General features: G+C 72.8%; 12 protein-coding genes. 5 read left to right on the plus strand and 7 right to left on the minus strand.

Translation table 11 applies throughout. The features are described 5' to 3' along the window. Window positions 1-2: 2 nt before the first annotated feature. The 4 genes from IE258_RS15845 to IE258_RS15860 are packed head-to-tail and all read right to left on the minus strand — an operon-like array spanning window position 3 to window position 4,900. Window positions 3-1,169 (minus strand): XdhC family protein, encoded by a 1,167-nt coding sequence (locus IE258_RS15845; RefSeq protein ID WP_189743963.1) that lies wholly within the window; start codon window positions 1,167-1,169, stop codon window positions 3-5. Next, window positions 1,162-3,312, minus strand: a complete 2,151-nt coding sequence (locus tag IE258_RS15850; RefSeq protein WP_189743965.1) for a xanthine dehydrogenase family protein molybdopterin-binding subunit — start codon at window positions 3,310-3,312, stop codon at window positions 1,162-1,164. Before IE258_RS15850 ends, IE258_RS15845 begins: the two co-directional genes overlap by 8 nt. Then, window positions 3,309-4,301: an FAD binding domain-containing protein gene (locus IE258_RS15855; protein WP_189743966.1), complete on the minus strand. Its 993-nt coding sequence runs from the start codon at window positions 4,299-4,301 to the stop codon at window positions 3,309-3,311. Before IE258_RS15855 ends, IE258_RS15850 begins: the two co-directional genes overlap by 4 nt. Further along, window positions 4,298-4,900 (minus strand): 2Fe-2S iron-sulfur cluster-binding protein, encoded by a 603-nt coding sequence (locus IE258_RS15860; protein WP_189743968.1) that lies wholly within the window; start codon window positions 4,898-4,900, stop codon window positions 4,298-4,300. Before IE258_RS15860 ends, IE258_RS15855 begins: the two co-directional genes overlap by 4 nt. Before the next feature lie 188 nt (window positions 4,901-5,088). Between IE258_RS15860 and xdhR the strand changes: the two genes are divergently transcribed. Beyond that, window positions 5,089-5,679 carry a purine salvage operon transcriptional regulator XdhR gene (gene xdhR, locus IE258_RS15865; protein WP_109030363.1) on the plus strand — a complete coding sequence of 197 codons (591 nt, stop codon included), beginning with the start codon at window positions 5,089-5,091 and terminating at the stop codon, window positions 5,677-5,679. Here the strand turns inward: xdhR and IE258_RS15870 are convergent. Then, window positions 5,642-6,442 carry a response regulator gene (locus IE258_RS15870; protein WP_189743970.1) on the minus strand — a complete coding sequence of 267 codons (801 nt, stop codon included), beginning with the start codon at window positions 6,440-6,442 and terminating at the stop codon, window positions 5,642-5,644. The two genes, xdhR and IE258_RS15870, sit on opposite strands and share 38 nt — an antisense overlap. Beyond that, window positions 6,439-8,085 carry a sensor histidine kinase gene (locus IE258_RS15875; protein ID WP_189743972.1) on the minus strand — a complete coding sequence of 549 codons (1,647 nt, stop codon included), beginning with the start codon at window positions 8,083-8,085 and terminating at the stop codon, window positions 6,439-6,441. Before IE258_RS15875 ends, IE258_RS15870 begins: the two co-directional genes overlap by 4 nt. A 376-nt stretch (window positions 8,086-8,461) precedes the next feature. On the opposite strand from IE258_RS15875, the gene IE258_RS15880 reads away from it, so the two are divergent. The 3 genes from IE258_RS15880 to IE258_RS15890 are packed head-to-tail and all read left to right on the plus strand — an operon-like array spanning window position 8,462 to window position 11,491. Beyond that, window positions 8,462-9,448 carry a Bug family tripartite tricarboxylate transporter substrate binding protein gene (locus tag IE258_RS15880; protein WP_189743974.1) on the plus strand — a complete coding sequence of 329 codons (987 nt, stop codon included), beginning with the start codon at window positions 8,462-8,464 and terminating at the stop codon, window positions 9,446-9,448. Further along, on the plus strand, window positions 9,445-9,990 hold the full coding sequence (locus IE258_RS15885) for a tripartite tricarboxylate transporter TctB family protein (protein WP_189743976.1): 546 nt from the start codon (window positions 9,445-9,447) through the stop codon (window positions 9,988-9,990). Before IE258_RS15880 ends, IE258_RS15885 begins: the two co-directional genes overlap by 4 nt. Before the next feature lies 1 nt (window position 9,991). Beyond that, entirely contained in the window at window positions 9,992-11,491 is a 1,500-nt protein-coding gene (locus IE258_RS15890) for a tripartite tricarboxylate transporter permease (protein ID WP_127894503.1), read from the plus strand. Window positions 11,492-11,524: 33 nt separating this feature from the next. Here IE258_RS15890 and IE258_RS15895 read toward each other — a convergent pair whose 3' ends face one another. Beyond that, window positions 11,525-13,021, minus strand: coding sequence for an AAA-type ATPase lid domain-containing protein (locus tag IE258_RS15895; RefSeq protein ID WP_189743979.1), 1,497 nt, complete (start codon window positions 13,019-13,021; stop codon window positions 11,525-11,527). A gap of 169 nt (window positions 13,022-13,190) precedes the next feature. Here IE258_RS15895 and IE258_RS15900 point away from each other — a divergent pair, with 169 nt between their 5' ends. Next, window positions 13,191-14,192 carry an amidohydrolase family protein gene (locus IE258_RS15900; RefSeq protein WP_189743981.1) on the plus strand — a complete coding sequence of 334 codons (1,002 nt, stop codon included), beginning with the start codon at window positions 13,191-13,193 and terminating at the stop codon, window positions 14,190-14,192. Window position 14,193 lies beyond the last annotated feature (1 nt).

Consider the following 14,193-nt stretch of genomic DNA (forward strand, 5'->3'; position numbering starts at 1 on the left):
CCTCAGGCGGCCGCCCCCGTCTCCGTCACCTCCCGTTCCGCCGCGGTCCGGTGGGCCGGGTCCCGGTGGATCGGTTCGGCTCCGCCCGTCAGGGGGACGCCCGTTCCGCCGCGGCGGGCCGCGACGATCTCCGCCGCGATGGACAGGGCCGTCTCCTCCGGGGTGCGGGCGCCGAGGTCGAGGCCGATCGGTGAGCGGAGCCCGGACAGCTCGTCCTCGGTCAGTCCCGCCTCCCGCAGCCGGCGGTGGCGGTCCTCGTGGGTGCGGCGCGAGCCCATGGCACCGACGAACGCGACCGGCCTGCGCAGCGCCTCCGTCAGCAGCGGCACGTCGAACTTGGCGTCGTGGGTGAGCACGCACAGCACCGTGCGTCCGTCGGTCCGGGTCTGTCGCAGGTAGCGGTGCGGCCAGTCGACGACGACCTCGTCGGCCTCCGGGAAGCGGGCCCGGGTGGCGAAGACGGGCCGGGCATCGCACACCGTGACGTGATGCCCGAGGAACTTCCCGGCCCGCACCAGCGCCGCGGCGAAGTCGACCGCACCGAACACGATCATGCGGGGCGGCGGCACGCTGGACTCGACGAGCAGGGTGAGCCCGCCGGGGCAGTGCGACCCGTCCTCCGAGAGTCCGACCGTGGCGGTGCGTCCGGCGTCCAGCAGGGCAGCCGCCTCGGCGGCCGCGGTGCGGTCCAGCTCGGGGTGTCCGCCGAGGCCGCCCTCGTACGATCCGTCGGGACGGACCAGCAGCGCCCGGCCCAGGAGTTCGGACGGGCCCCGGACGACCCGGGCGAGAGCCACCGTCCCGCTCCGGGCGGCGGTCGAGAGCGCCGCCCGGAACACCTCGCGCGACGGCGCGTCCGCGCCGACCGGCGTCACCAGGACGTCGATGACCCCACCGCAGGTCAGACCGACCGCGAAGGCGTCGTCGTCGCTGTAGCCGAACCGTCTGCGCACGCTCTCGCCGCTGTCCAGGGCCTCGGCGCACAGCTCGTACACCGCGCCCTCCACGCAGCCGCCGGAGACCGAGCCGATCACCGTGCCGTCGCGGTCGACGGCGAGGGCCGCACCGGGCCCGCGCGGTGCGCTGCCGCCTACGGAGACGACACTGGCGACGGCGAACTCCCGCCCTTCCGCGAGCCAGCCGTTCAGCTCGTCGGCGATGTCAAGCATGAGGGCCGCCCCCGGACGCGGGCACCCCCGCCGACAGGATCCGGTCGGGCCGGATCGGCAGGCTGCGGTGGCGTACGCCGGTCGCGTGCCAGACGGCGTTGGCGACGGCCGCGGCGGCGCCCACGATGCCGATCTCGCCGACGCCCTTGATACCCACCGGGTCGTCCGGGTCGGGGTCGTCCACCCAGTCGGCCTGGATGTCGCCCACGTCGGCGTTGGTGGCCACGTGGTAACCGGCGAGGTCGGGGGCGTAGAGGGCGCCGCTCGTCCGGTCGCGGACGGCCTCCTCGTGCAGGGCCATGGAGATGCCCCAGACCATGCCGCCGACGAGCTGGTTGCGGGCGGTGAGCGGGTTGACGATCCGGCCGGCCGCGAAGATGCCGAGCATGCGGCGCACGCGTACCTCGCCGGTGGCGGGGTCCACGGCGACCTCGGCGAACTGCGCGCCGAAGGAGTGCCGTTCCTTCTGGGCCAGCGCGCCGAGGGCCTCGGTGGTGTCGGACCGCACCGTGATGCCCTCCGGCGGAATCGGCGTGCCGAGGGCCAGCCGCTCCCGCAGTTCGCGGGCCGCCTCCCTGATCGCCCAGGCCCAGGAACGCGTGCCCATCGAACCGCCCGCGATCATCGCGGGGCCGAAGTCGCTGTCCCCGATCCGGACCCGGACCCGGTCGGGTGCGACCTCCAGGGCGTCGGCGGCGACCAGGGTGAGCGCCGTGCGGGCGCCGGTGCCGATGTCGGCGGCGGCGATCCGCACGGTGAAACCGCCGTCGGCCTGCGCGGTCACGCCGGCCGTGGAGGGACCGGCGCCCGCGTGGAAGGAGGCGGCGGCCGTGCCCGTGCCGAGGAGCCAGCGCCCCTCCCGGCGTCGCCCGGGGCGCGGGTCGCGCTCGGCCCAGCCGAACCGCCGGGCACCCTCGCGGAAGCAGGCGTCCAGGTTGCGGCTGCTGAAGGGCAGGCCGGAGACCGGGCCGACCTCGGGTTCGTTGCGCAGGCGCAGCTCGACGGGGTCGACGCCGCAGCGCTCGGCGAGTTCGTCGAGGGCCGACTCGACGGCGAAGGACCCCGGCGCCTCGCCCGGCGCGCGCATGAAGGTCGGCGACGGCACGTCGAGCGGTACGACCTCGTTGGCCGTGTGGTGGGCGTCGGCGTCGTACATCACCCGGGCCACGCCCGCGCTGGGTTCGACGAACTCGTAGACGGTGGACGTCTGGTTCAGCGAGCGGTGCTCCAGGGCGCGCAGCCGGCCGTCGGCGTCGGCGCCGAGCCGTACGCGCTGGAGGGTGGGGCTGCGGTAGCCGGCCAGCGTGAACATCTGCCGCCGCGTCATGACCACGCGCACCGGACGCTGCAACTCGGTCGCGGCCATCACCGCCGCGACCTGGTGGGCGCGCAGTCCCTTGCTGCCGAAGCCGCCGCCGATGTGCTCGGAGCGCACCCGCACCGCGGAGGCGTCGAGGGAGAACATCTGCGCCAGTTCGCTCTGGATCCAGGTGGTGCCCTGGTTGGAGTCGACGACCTCCAGCCGGCCGCCGTCCCACATGGCGGTGGCGGCGTGCGGCTCCATCATGCTGTGGTGCTCTTCGGGGGTGGTGTACTCCTCGTCGACCACGACGGCGGACGCGGCGAGGCCGGCCGCGAGGTCGCCCTTGGCGGTCTCGCCGGGCATGACCCCGCCGGCCGGGTGGGCGTCCGGGTGGCCGGTGGTGAGCACCGTGCGGTGCGGTTCCTCGTCGTAGGTGACGACGAGGGCCTCGGCGGCCTCCCGGGCCTGCTCGGACGTCTCGGCGACGACGAGGGCGACCGGCCAGCCCGCGTGCGGCACCCAGTCGTGCTGGAAGACGGCGGCGGTCGGGTCCGGCGGGATGCCCAGCAGGCCGATGTAGTCGGTGTCCACGCGCGGGGCGTTGCCGTGGTGCAGGACGGCCAGTACGCCGGGCAGGGCGAGGACGGCCTCGGTGTCGAGGGAGCGGACGCGTCCGCGGGTGACGGTGGACAGCACCAGCCAGCCGTGGGCGAGGTCGGCGAAGGGGATCTCACCGGCATAGCGGGCTGCCCCGGTCACCTTGTCGCGGCCCTCGACGCGGGTGTGGGAGGTGCCGACGACGCCCCTGAGCGCCGTACGACCGGTCGTGGCGGTGGTCATCGGGCGGTCTCCTCGGCGAGTTCGGTCAGGACGGCCACCACCAGGTTGCGCATGAGGGTCACCTTGTATCCGTTGTCGGGCAGCGGCCTGGCGGCCGCCAGTTCGGCGTCCGCGGCGGCGGCGAAGGTCTCGCCGTCGGCCGGTGCGCCGGTCAGCACGGCCTCGGCCGCGCGGGCCCGCCAGGGCCGCGAGGCGACCGCGCCGAAGGCCAGCCGGGCCTCGCGGACGACACCGGCCTCCACGTCGAGCGCGGCGGCGACCGAGCCGATCGCGAAGGCGTACGAGGCACGCTCGCGCACCTTGCGGTAGCGGGAGCGCGCGGCGACCGGGGCGGGCGGCAGGGTGACGCCGGTGATCAGCGCCCCGGGCGGCAGGGCGGTCTCCCGGTGCGGGGTGTCCCCGACGGGGAGGTAGAAGTCGGCCAGCGGCAACTCTCCCGGTCCGTCGAGGGTTTCGTAGCCGACGACGGCGTCGAAGGCGGCGAGGGCCACACCCATGTCGGAGGGGTGCACGGCGACGCAGTGGTCGGAGGCGCCCAGAACGGCGTGGTTGTGGTGCTCGCCGGTGACCGCGGAGCAACCGCTGCCGGGGGCCCGCTTGTTGCAGGGCTTGCTCAGGTCGGTGAAGTAGCCGCAGCGGGTGCGCTGGAGGAGGTTGCCGCCGACCGTGGCCATGTTGCGCAGCTGGCCGGAGGCACCGGCCAGGACCGCCTGGGTCAGTGCCGGGTAGCGGCGGCGTACTTCGGGGTGGGCGGCGAGGTCGCTGTTGGTGACGGTGGCGCCGATGCGCAGGCCGCCGTCCGCGGTCTCCTCGATGGCGTCCAGGGGGAGTTCGCGGACGTCGACGAGCCGGGCGGGACGCTCGACGCCGGTCTTCATCAGGTCCACGAGGTTGGTGCCGCCGCCGAGGAAGCGGGCGTCCGGGTCGGCGGCGAGCAGGGCCACGGCGCCGGAGACGTCGTCGGCGCGCTGGTATCCGAACTCCCTCATGCGGCCGTCTCCTCGGTGGTCTCGTCCTGGTCGGCACGGTCGTCGTCCCGGGCCGCGGCCTGGTGGGCCTCGGCGGCGCGGGTGACGGCCTGCACGATGGAGACGTAGGCGCCGCAGCGGCACAGGTTGCCGCTCATCCGCTCGCGGATCTCGTCGGGCGTCAGGGGCGGTGGTCCGGCCTCGGGACGGACGTCCTCGGTGGCGGCGCTCGGCCAGCCGGCCGCGTGCTCCTCGATGACCGCGATCGCCGAGCAGATCTGGCCGGGGGTGCAGTAGCCGCACTGGTAGCCGTCGAGGTCGAGGAATGCCTGCTGGACCGGGTGCAGCCGGTCGCCCTCGGCCATTCCCTCGATGGTGGTGATCTCGCGCCCCTCGGCGGCGACGGCGAGGTTCAGACAGGAGACGGAGCGGCGTCCGTCGACCAGGACGGTACAGGCGCCGCACTGCCCCTGGTCGCAGCCCTTCTTGGTACCGGTCAGGTCGAGGCGCTCGCGCAGGGCGTCGAGCAGGGTGGTGCGGTGGTCGACGGTCAGCTGGTGCTTCTCGCCGTTGATGTTCAGGGTGACGGCGCTGGACGTCGACGAGGGTGCTGGGGCCATGATCAGCCTTCTTTGGTGTCTGGATACCGGGAAAACTGGCTGTAGGCAGTGGGGGCATGGGGGTGGGGGGTGCTGTCCGCCGGTAGAGTGGGCGGACAACCGGACAACTGTCCATTCACTGGAAACGTAACGGACAGCTGTCCGCTTAGCAAGGTCGGGATTCGGCCACGAACCCGAAAGGATGACGAGTGCCGCAGCCGAAGAAGGACAAGCCGGACACTCCCCTGCGCTCGGACGCCCAGCGCAACCGCGAGCGCATCCTGGCAGTGGCCACGGAGGAGCTGACGCACTGCGCGAACGCCCCGCTGAGCGCCATCGCCAAGAAGGCGGGGGTCGGGCAGGGCACCTTCTACCGCAACTTCCCGAACCGCGAGGCGCTCGTCCTGGAGATCTACCGCTACGGGATGCAGCAGGTGGCCGAGGCGGCGCCCGAGATGCTGGCCGCCGGGGAACCCGACCTGGCCCTGCGCCAGTGGATGGACCGCCTCGCCGAGTTCGCGATGACCAAGGCGGGTCTGGCGGACGCGATCCGGCTGGTCACCAGCGCACCCGGGGCTCCGGAGAAGCCGCGCCCCACCCCGCTGGAGGACGCGGCCGAACTCCTGCTCCGTGCCAACCACGAGGCCGGCACGATCCGGCCCGGAGTGACCGGGGACGACTTCTTCCTCGTCCTCGGCGGGCTGTGGCTGATCGACCCCGGCGAGAACTGGCAGCCGCGGGTCACCCGGTTCCTGGACCTCGTCATGGACGGCCTGCGGGCCGGAGCGCCGGGCCGGTGACCGCACCCCGGAAGCGGTAGCGGCGCTCGGGGCGTCCCGCCACCCCGTAGCGCAGGGAGACTTCCGCGCTGCCCACGGTGTGGAAGTACTCCAGGTAGCGGCGCGCGCTGACCCGGGAGATGCCGGTCCGCGCCGCGCACTCGCTGGCGGACAGGGTGCCGTCGGCCCCGCGGAGGGCGCGCTCGACGAGTTCGGCGGTCTCCACACTCATGCCCTTGGGCAGCCCGGGGGCCGGCCCGGCCGGTGCCGCGGCCCCGGCCAGTACGCGGTCGACGTCGGCCTGGCTGCGCACCACCGTGCCGAGCAGCCGGCCCCGCTGGACGGCGTAGCGCTCGAGCCGCACCCGCAGGTCCTCGAACTCGAAGGGTTTGAGGAGGTAGTCGACCACGCCGTGCCGCACCGCACCGCGGACCGCGTCCGCCTCCCGGGCCGCGCTGATGACCATGACGTCGCAGTCGTGGCCCGCGCCGCGCAGCCGTGGGATGACGTCGAGGCCGAAGACGTCCGGCAGGTACAGGTCGAGCAGGACCAGGTCGGGACGCAGCTCCTCGACGGCGGCCAGCGCCTGCTCCCCGGTGCCGGCGACCCCGACGACCCGGAAGGGCTCGACCCGTTCGACGAACGCGCGGTGGACGCGGGCCACCATGAAGTCGTCGTCGACCACGAGCACGCCGATCGGGGCGGCGGTGCGGGGCGTCTCGCGGGGTGTCTCGCGCGGCGCGGCGGTCGCGGTCGCGTCGGACGTGCCGCTCGTAGCCGTCATGGTGCTGCTCCTTCCGCCACCGCGTCGGTGAGGTGGCTGACGGTCATGCGTGCGGTGAACATGGCCCCCTCGGGGGTGTTGGTCACCGAGATCTCACCGCCGTGACGTTCGCAGACCAGCCGGGTCAGCGCCAGGCCGATGCCCCGCTCGCCCTGCCGGGCGGCCTTGGTGGTGAAGCCGTGGGAGAAGACCTCCCGGGCCAGTTCGGGTGCCACGCCGGGCCCGGAGTCGCGGACCACGATCTCGACGCTGGCGGCGTCCTGCCGCAGCTCGACCTCGACCCACGCCTCGTGGGCGTCGTCCAGGGTGGCGGCGGCGTCCACGGCGTTGTCGACGAGGTTGCCGACCACGGTCGCCACGTCGGCGGCGTCCGCCGGCTCCAGCCGGTCCAGGGCCGTACGGTCCGAGACGCGCAGGGCGACCCGGCGCTCGGCCGCGAGGGAGGTCTTCGCGGTGATCAGCGCGGCCACGGCGGTGTCCCGGACCCGCCGGCTGAGGGTGACGTCCAGGGACTGGCGGCGCTGGTTGAGCCCGCGGATGTAGCGCACCACCTCGTCCTGCTCGCCGATCTGGATGAGCCCGGAGATGGTGTGGAGCTGGTTGGCGAACTCGTGCGCCTGGGCGCGCAGCAGCTCGGAGGTGGAGCGGAAGGAGCCGATCTCCCGCTCCAGGCGGGCCAGTTCCGTGCGGTCGCGCAGCGTGGTGACCGAGCCGAGCGGGCGGCCGTCCTTGGCGACGGTCATGCGGTTCATGACCAGGACCCGGCCGTGGCGCACGACGACCTCGTCGCGCGGACCGGCCGTTTGCGAGGTCACGCCGGCGAGGACGTCGCGCAGCCGTCCGTCGATGCCGAGCCCGTCCAGGCTCTGGCCCACGCAGTCGGCGGGCAGGTCGAGCAGGCGCCGGCCCATCTCGTTGACCAGGGTGAGCCGGTGCTGCGGATCCAGGGCGACGACACCCTCGGCGATGCCGTACAGCATGGCCTCGCGGTGCTCGGCGAGGCCGGCGATCTCGCGCGGCTCCAGACCGAGGGTCTGCCGCTTGACGCGCCGGGCCAGCAGCCAGGAGCCGGCCACGCCGAGGCCGCTGGCGATGCCGAGGTAGGCGAGAAGGTAGGAGGAGGCTCCGCCGAGGCGCTGCCACACCGTCGGGTCGGCCTCGCCGACCATCACCGTGCCGAGGTGGCGGCCGAGCGTCTGCCGGGTGGCACCGAGCACCGGAACCTGCGCGACCAGCTCCCGGCTGCCCTGCACGGTCAGCGGCCCCGACCAGCCGCTCGTGACACCGGCGCCCTCACCGCGCGGCAGCCGGGCGCCGATCAGCGTGGGGTCGGTGGAGCTGACGACGCGGCCGTCGGCGTCGGCCACCGTGACGGAGGTGACCCCGGACTGGGTCTGGGTGGAGTTGACCAGCGGGGCGAGGGCCTCCTGCGGCACCGGGCGCAGCAACTGGCTGCGCACCAGCGGCGTGGCGGCCAGTTGCTCGGCCAGGGCGGTGACCCGGCGGCCCTCGACGCGGTTGAAGGTGGCCTTGGACTGGGCGAGCGAGACGGCGGCCACCGCGAGCAGGACGACCACCACGATGGCGAGCTGGAGGACCAGCATCTCGCCCGCGAGGGTCTGACGGCGGAAGGTGGGGGCCACGGCGGACTCGTTCTCGGCTCACGGAGGGGGCTGGGGCGGGGACGGGGATGCGGTGACCGGCGGGGGGACCGGTGGGTGTGCCGGGTCGCCATCATGGCGCCCACCTGCGGCGAAGGAAAGGGCCGTGCCTTCGATGTGCCTGCTTCGCAATGAACCGGCGATCCGACAGCGATGTGACGCCCTGAATCGGTCACGCGGTTTTCGGCGACTGGGACCGGTCGCGCGGTTTCGGCGACCGCAATGAACACAACCTCCCTTGGTTCCGCAAGGAAGACACGGGACAGGCGCGCGGGCACCATGTGGCCCACGTCACCCTCCCCCACAGGGCCCCTGTACCCACGTACCCGCTCTACCCAACCGACAGGTGGTGTCATACGTGCGCCTGCGCACCCCCCTTGCCCTGCTCGGGGCCGCCGTGCTCGTGCTGGCCGGACCGCCGTTGCTCTCCTCGGGCGACGACTCGGACTCCGGCACCCAGATCCCGGGCCTGCGCTTCATGGTTCCCAACACGCCCGGCGGCGGCTACGACATCACCGCCCGCACGGCCGCGAAGAACGCCGAGGACGCCGGGCTCACGCACAACATCGAGGTGTTCAACCTGCCGGGCGCCGGCGGCACCGTGGGCCTGAGCCGGCTGGTGAGCGAGCACGGCAACGGCAAGCTCGCCATGTCCATGGGCCTCGGTGTCGTGGGCGCCGCCCGCTCCAACCACGCGCCCAAGACCCTCGCCGACGCCACGCCGATCGCGCGGCTCACCGAGGAGCAGGACGTCGTCGTGGTCGCCAAAGATTCGCCCTACAAGACGATCGACGAGCTGATCGACGCCTGGAAGGAGGACCCCGGGAAGATCCCGGTGGGCGGTGGTTCGTCGCCGGGCGGGCCCGACCACCTCGCACCGATGCTGATGGCGCAGGCCGCCGGGATCCAGCCGAAGTCGGTCAACTACATCCCCTTCGACGGCGGCGGCGAACTGCTCGCCTCCATCCTCGGCAACAAGGTCGGCTTCGGGGTCTCCGGCGTCGGCGAGTACCTGGACCAGATCAAGGCGGGCGAGCTGCGGGTGCTCGCGGTGACCGGTCCCGAGCGGGTGGACGACCTCGAGGACGCGCCCACCCTCAAGGAGTCCGGCTACGACGTGGACTTCACCAACTGGCGCGGCATCGTCGCCCCGCCGGGACTGTCCGAGGCGCAGCGCAACAAGCTGATCCGCCTGTTCGAGGAACTGCACGACTCGCCCGAGTGGAAGAAGTCCATGGACCAGAACGGCTGGGACGACGCGTTCCTGACCGGCGACGAGTTCGGCGACTTCCTGGACGCGCAGGACAAGCGCGTGGTGTCGGTGCTGAAGGAGCTGGGACTGTGACGACGCCGACCGAACTCCCCGAGCACCGCGAGGAAGCGGCCACCGGCCGGCGCTCGTGGCTGCGCGACCACTCCGAACTGGGCGTGTGCGCCCTGCTGCTGGCGCTCGGCGTGATCGTCCTGACGGACGCGCTCACCATGGACGTCGACATCACCCAGCGCGGCCCGGTCGGACCCAAGACCGTGCCGGTCGTGGTCGGCATCGGCCTGCTGGTGATAGCCGCGCTGCTCGCCGTCGACGTGCTGCGCGGCGGCCGGGGCGAGGCCGAGGGCGGCGAGGACATCGACCTGTCCGAGCCTGCCGACTGGCGCACGGTGCTGCTGCTGTCCGGGATCTTCCTCGGCGCCGCCGCCCTGATCGAGCCGGCCGGCTTCCCCGTCGCCGGGGCGCTGCTCTTCTGGGGCGCCGCCTTCGCGCTCGGCAGCCGCCGCGTGGACCGCGATCCGCTGATCGCCGCGGTGCTGTCCCTGATCACCTACGTCGTCTTCGACAAGCTGCTCGGTGTGCCGCTGCCCGGCGGTCCGCTGATGGGAGTGCTCTGACATGAACGCCCTCAACTCCCTCATGGACGGGTTCGGCACGGCCCTGACCCCGCTCAACCTGCTGTGGGCCGCCCTCGGTGTGCTGCTCGGCACGGCCATCGGCGTCCTGCCCGGCATCGGCCCCGCGATGGCGGTGGCACTGCTGCTGCCGGTGACGTACGGGCTGGATCCGGTCGCGGCGTTCATCATGTTCGCGGGCATCTACTACGGCGCGATGTTCGGCGGTTCGACCACCTCCATCCTGCTCAACACCCCCGGCGAGAGCGCCGCCGTGGTGGCGGCCATGGAGGGCAACCCCATGGCCAAGGCGGGGCGCGGCGCGCAGGCACTGGCCGCCGCCGCCATCGGCCACTTCGCGGGCGGCATGATCGGCACGATCCTGCTGGTGGCGCTGGCACCGACGGTCGCCGACCTGGCGGTGGACATCGGTGCGCCGGACTACTTCGCCATCATGGTGCTGGCGTTCATCGCCGTCACGTCGGTGCTGGGGTCGTCGCGGATCAGGGGTCTGGCCTCGCTGCTGATCGGTCTGACGATCGGCCTGGTGGGCCTGGACCAGATGACGGGTCAGCAGCGGCTGACCTTCGGTTCGCTGCAGCTCGCCGACGGCGTGGACGTGGTGATCGTGGCGGTCGGTCTGTTCGCGATCGGCGAGGCGCTGTGGGTGGCGGCCCATCTGCGGCGCGGGGCGGCCGAACCGATCCCGGTGGGCCGTCCCTGGCTCGGCCGCGGTGACGTGAGGCGCACCTGGAAGTCGTGGCTGCGCGGCCCGTTCATCGGCTTCCCGTTCGGCGCGATCCCGGCGGGCGGCGCCGAGATCCCCACCTTCCTGTCGTACGTGACGGAGAAGCGGCTGTCCAAGCACAAGGACGAGTGGGGCAAGGGTGCCATCGAGGGCGTGGCCGGTCCGGAGTCGGCGGCGTCGGCCTCGGCCGCCGGCACGCTGGTTTCCATGCTGACGCTGGGTCTGCCGACCACGGCGGTCGCCGCGGTCATGCTGGCCGCCTTCCAGCAGTACGGCATCCAGCCCGGGCCGCTGCTCTTCGAACGCGAACCCGAGCTGGTGTGGGGCCTGATCGCCTCGCTCTTCGTCGGCATGGTGCTGCTGCTCGCCCTGAACCTGCCGCTGGCGCCGGTCTGGGCCAAGCTGCTGCGGATCCCGCGGCCGTACCTCTACGCGGGGATCATGTTCTTCGCGGCGGTCGGCGCCTACGCGGTCGGCGGCGAGGTGGTCGACCTGGTGATCCTGCTGGTCATCGGCCTGATCGGGTTCGGTATGCGGCGCTACGGGCTGCCCATCCTGCCCGCCGTGATCGGTGTCATCCTCGGCCCGAACGCCGAGCAGCAGCTGCGCCGCGCCCTGCAGATCAGCGACGGCAGCGTGACGGGCCTGGTCAACACGCCGTTCTCGGTGACGGTGTACGCGGTGATCGTGCTGCTGCTGGCCTGGCCGCTGGTGAAGCGGCTGGTGGTCCGGGGGCGGACGCGGGCGGACGCCTGATCCCCGGCCCGGTCCGGCGGCACGTGCGCGTGCTCAGGACCGGTGTGTGCGGCCCGGTACGTCGATTCCGTACCGGGCCGTCTTGCGGTACAGGGTGGCGCGGCTCATGCCGAGCCGCCGCGCCGCCTGCCCCATCGTCGTGCCGGGCTCCATGAGACAGCGCACGATCTCGTCGCGCTCCAGTTCCTGGAGGCGGCTCAGCCGGTACCGGGCGCCGGTGAACACCTCCGCCGGCAGGTGCCGCGCGTCGACCACGTCCGCCCGGGACGCCGCGGCCCGCACCACCCTCCTGAGCTGACGTACGTTCTCCGGCCATTCGTACGCGGTCAGGGCCCGTACGGCACCCGGTGTGAACGTCACCCCGTGGCCCCGGTGCCGGTGCGCGAAGCGGTGGGCGAGCGGCATCACGTCGTCCGGGCGGACCCGCAGCGGCGGCACCTCGACCACGGTGTCGACGAGCGGGGCCAGTTCGGGCGGGATCGCGGACCAGTCGGAGGCGGTCAGCGCGAACGGCTGCAGGCGGGGGCCCGTGCCGTCGCCCGTACGGCGGACCCGGGCGAACAGCGCGGCCAGCTCGGCGGCGGCCCACCCGGGCAGGGCGTCCACGCGGGAGACGATGACACAGGTGTCGTCCTTGGCCAGTTCCGGGGTCCACAGCGTCAGCCACGTCCGCATGTCCTCGGGCGCCGGCGGACGCGCCACGAGCACCCGCTCGCGTGGGGCGGTGAGTCTGCGCGCCGCCGAGATCAGCGCCGTCCGGCCCGCGCCGGGTTCCCCGACGACGGCGAGCACCCGTCCCTCGGCGAGTGCCGTGCGGGCCGTCGCCACGCGCTGTGTCCACGCCGCGGACAGCGGGCGCTCGGTGTCGTCGTCCTGGTCTGCGCCGTCGGCGTACACGCGGAACACCTCGCCGCGCGGGAGGGGGCGGACGCGGCGGCCGGAGCCGCGTGCCAGCATCAGGGCCGTGGTGCTCCCGGCGGTGGCCTGCGCCAGGGCGAGCAGGAGCTGCGAGGAGGAGTCCGACCAGGTGGTGAGGTTGACGGTACCCGCGACGCCGCCGCTGACCGGGTCGAGGACCGGGGCCGCGGCGCAGGTGTAGCCGCGCAGGCCGGCGCAGAAGTGCTCCTCGGCCCGTACGAGCGACGGGGCACGGTCGGCGAGGGCGAGCCCGAGTCCGTTGGTGCCCGCGTTGGACTCGGCGAAGTAGAAGCCGGGAGCGAGGTGCACCCGGTCCAGGGAGCGGTCGATGGAGGCGTCGTCGCTGAGCCGGCACAGCACCAGGCCCTCGTGGTCGGTGATCATCAGGCTCACCGGCTCGTTCGCCAGGGTGCGGCGCAGTCCGCGCAGCACCTCGTGACCGCATTCGTACAGCAGGGACCCGGTGTCCACCGAGCCGGTGAAGACCGGCCGCATCTCCTCCGGCGTCAGCCCGTACGTCTCGCTGCGCCGCCACGACGCCCGCAGGCGGGTGGGCAGTCCGACGGCCGCGCCGCCTTGTCCGAGGGTGACGTCCGGGTGCGCGTTGTCCACTTCGACCTCCGCGGGACGCGTCGTTGCGCCGACCGAGCCCACGCTACTGGGCGCCGGTCCGGATCTCGCCGGTCCCGGTGTCTCAAAGTGAGACACCCGACGGCTGCCGCCGCCCCCGCGCCCCTTCCTACGGTGCTCCACAAGCTGCCGGCGAGACGGAAGGGACGCCATGTACCGCAAGGACGGCGAGAACTACTTCATCGTGGACGCACACGTCGCTCTCTGGGACGCACGGCCCGAGAACCAGCGCAACATCCACGGGAAGCAGTTCATCGACTGCTTCTACGACTACCACCGCAACCTCAGCCCGGAGTCGGAGCTGTGGCCGTACGAGGACTACCTGTACTACGGCGGCGAGCGGCTGATGAAGGACCTGTTCGTCGACGGCCACGTCGACCACGCGATCTTCCAGCCGGCCCGGCTGGGCGCGTTCTACCGGACCGGCTTCGGGCAGACCGAGGAGGCCTTCGCGCTCACCCGCGAGCATCCCGGCAAGCTCACCTACAACCACTGCTTCGACCCGCGCTTCGAGGAGGCGGGACTGAGGCAGCTGCGTGAGGACGCGGCCCGCTTCGGCCTGAAGGGCGTCAAGCTCTACACGGCCGAGTGGAAGGGCGACTCGCGCGGCTACCAGCTGGACGACCCCTGGACCTACCGCTACCTGGAGGCCTGCCGGGAGCTGGGCATCCGGAACATCCACATCCACAAGGGGCCCACGATCCGGCCCCTGGACCGGGACGCCTTCGACGTGGCCGACGTCGACAAGGCGGCCACCGACTTCACCGACCTGAACTTCGTGGTGGAGCACTGCGGTCTGCCCCGGCTGGAGGACTTCTGCTGGATCGCCACCCAGGAACCCAACGTGCACGCGGGGCTCGCGGTCGCGATCCCGTTCATACACACCCGGCCCCGCTACTTCGCGCAGATCATCGGCGAGTTGCTGTACTGGCTCGGCGAGGACCGCATCCAGTTCTCCAGCGACTACGCGCTGTGGACGCCGAAGTGGCTGGTGGAGCGATTCGTCGACTTCCGGATCCCGGAAGACATGACGGACGAGTACCCGCAGCTCACCGTCGCGCAGAAGAAGAAGATCCTCGGTCTGAACGCGGCCGCCATGTACGGCATCGAGGTGCCCACCGAGGGCCGGCTGTCCGAATCGGCGGTGGCCTGAC

Origin of the sequence: Streptomyces tendae (assembly GCF_014650435.1) — a bacterium.
GTDB lineage: Bacteria > Actinomycetota > Actinomycetes > Streptomycetales > Streptomycetaceae > Streptomyces > Streptomyces tendae.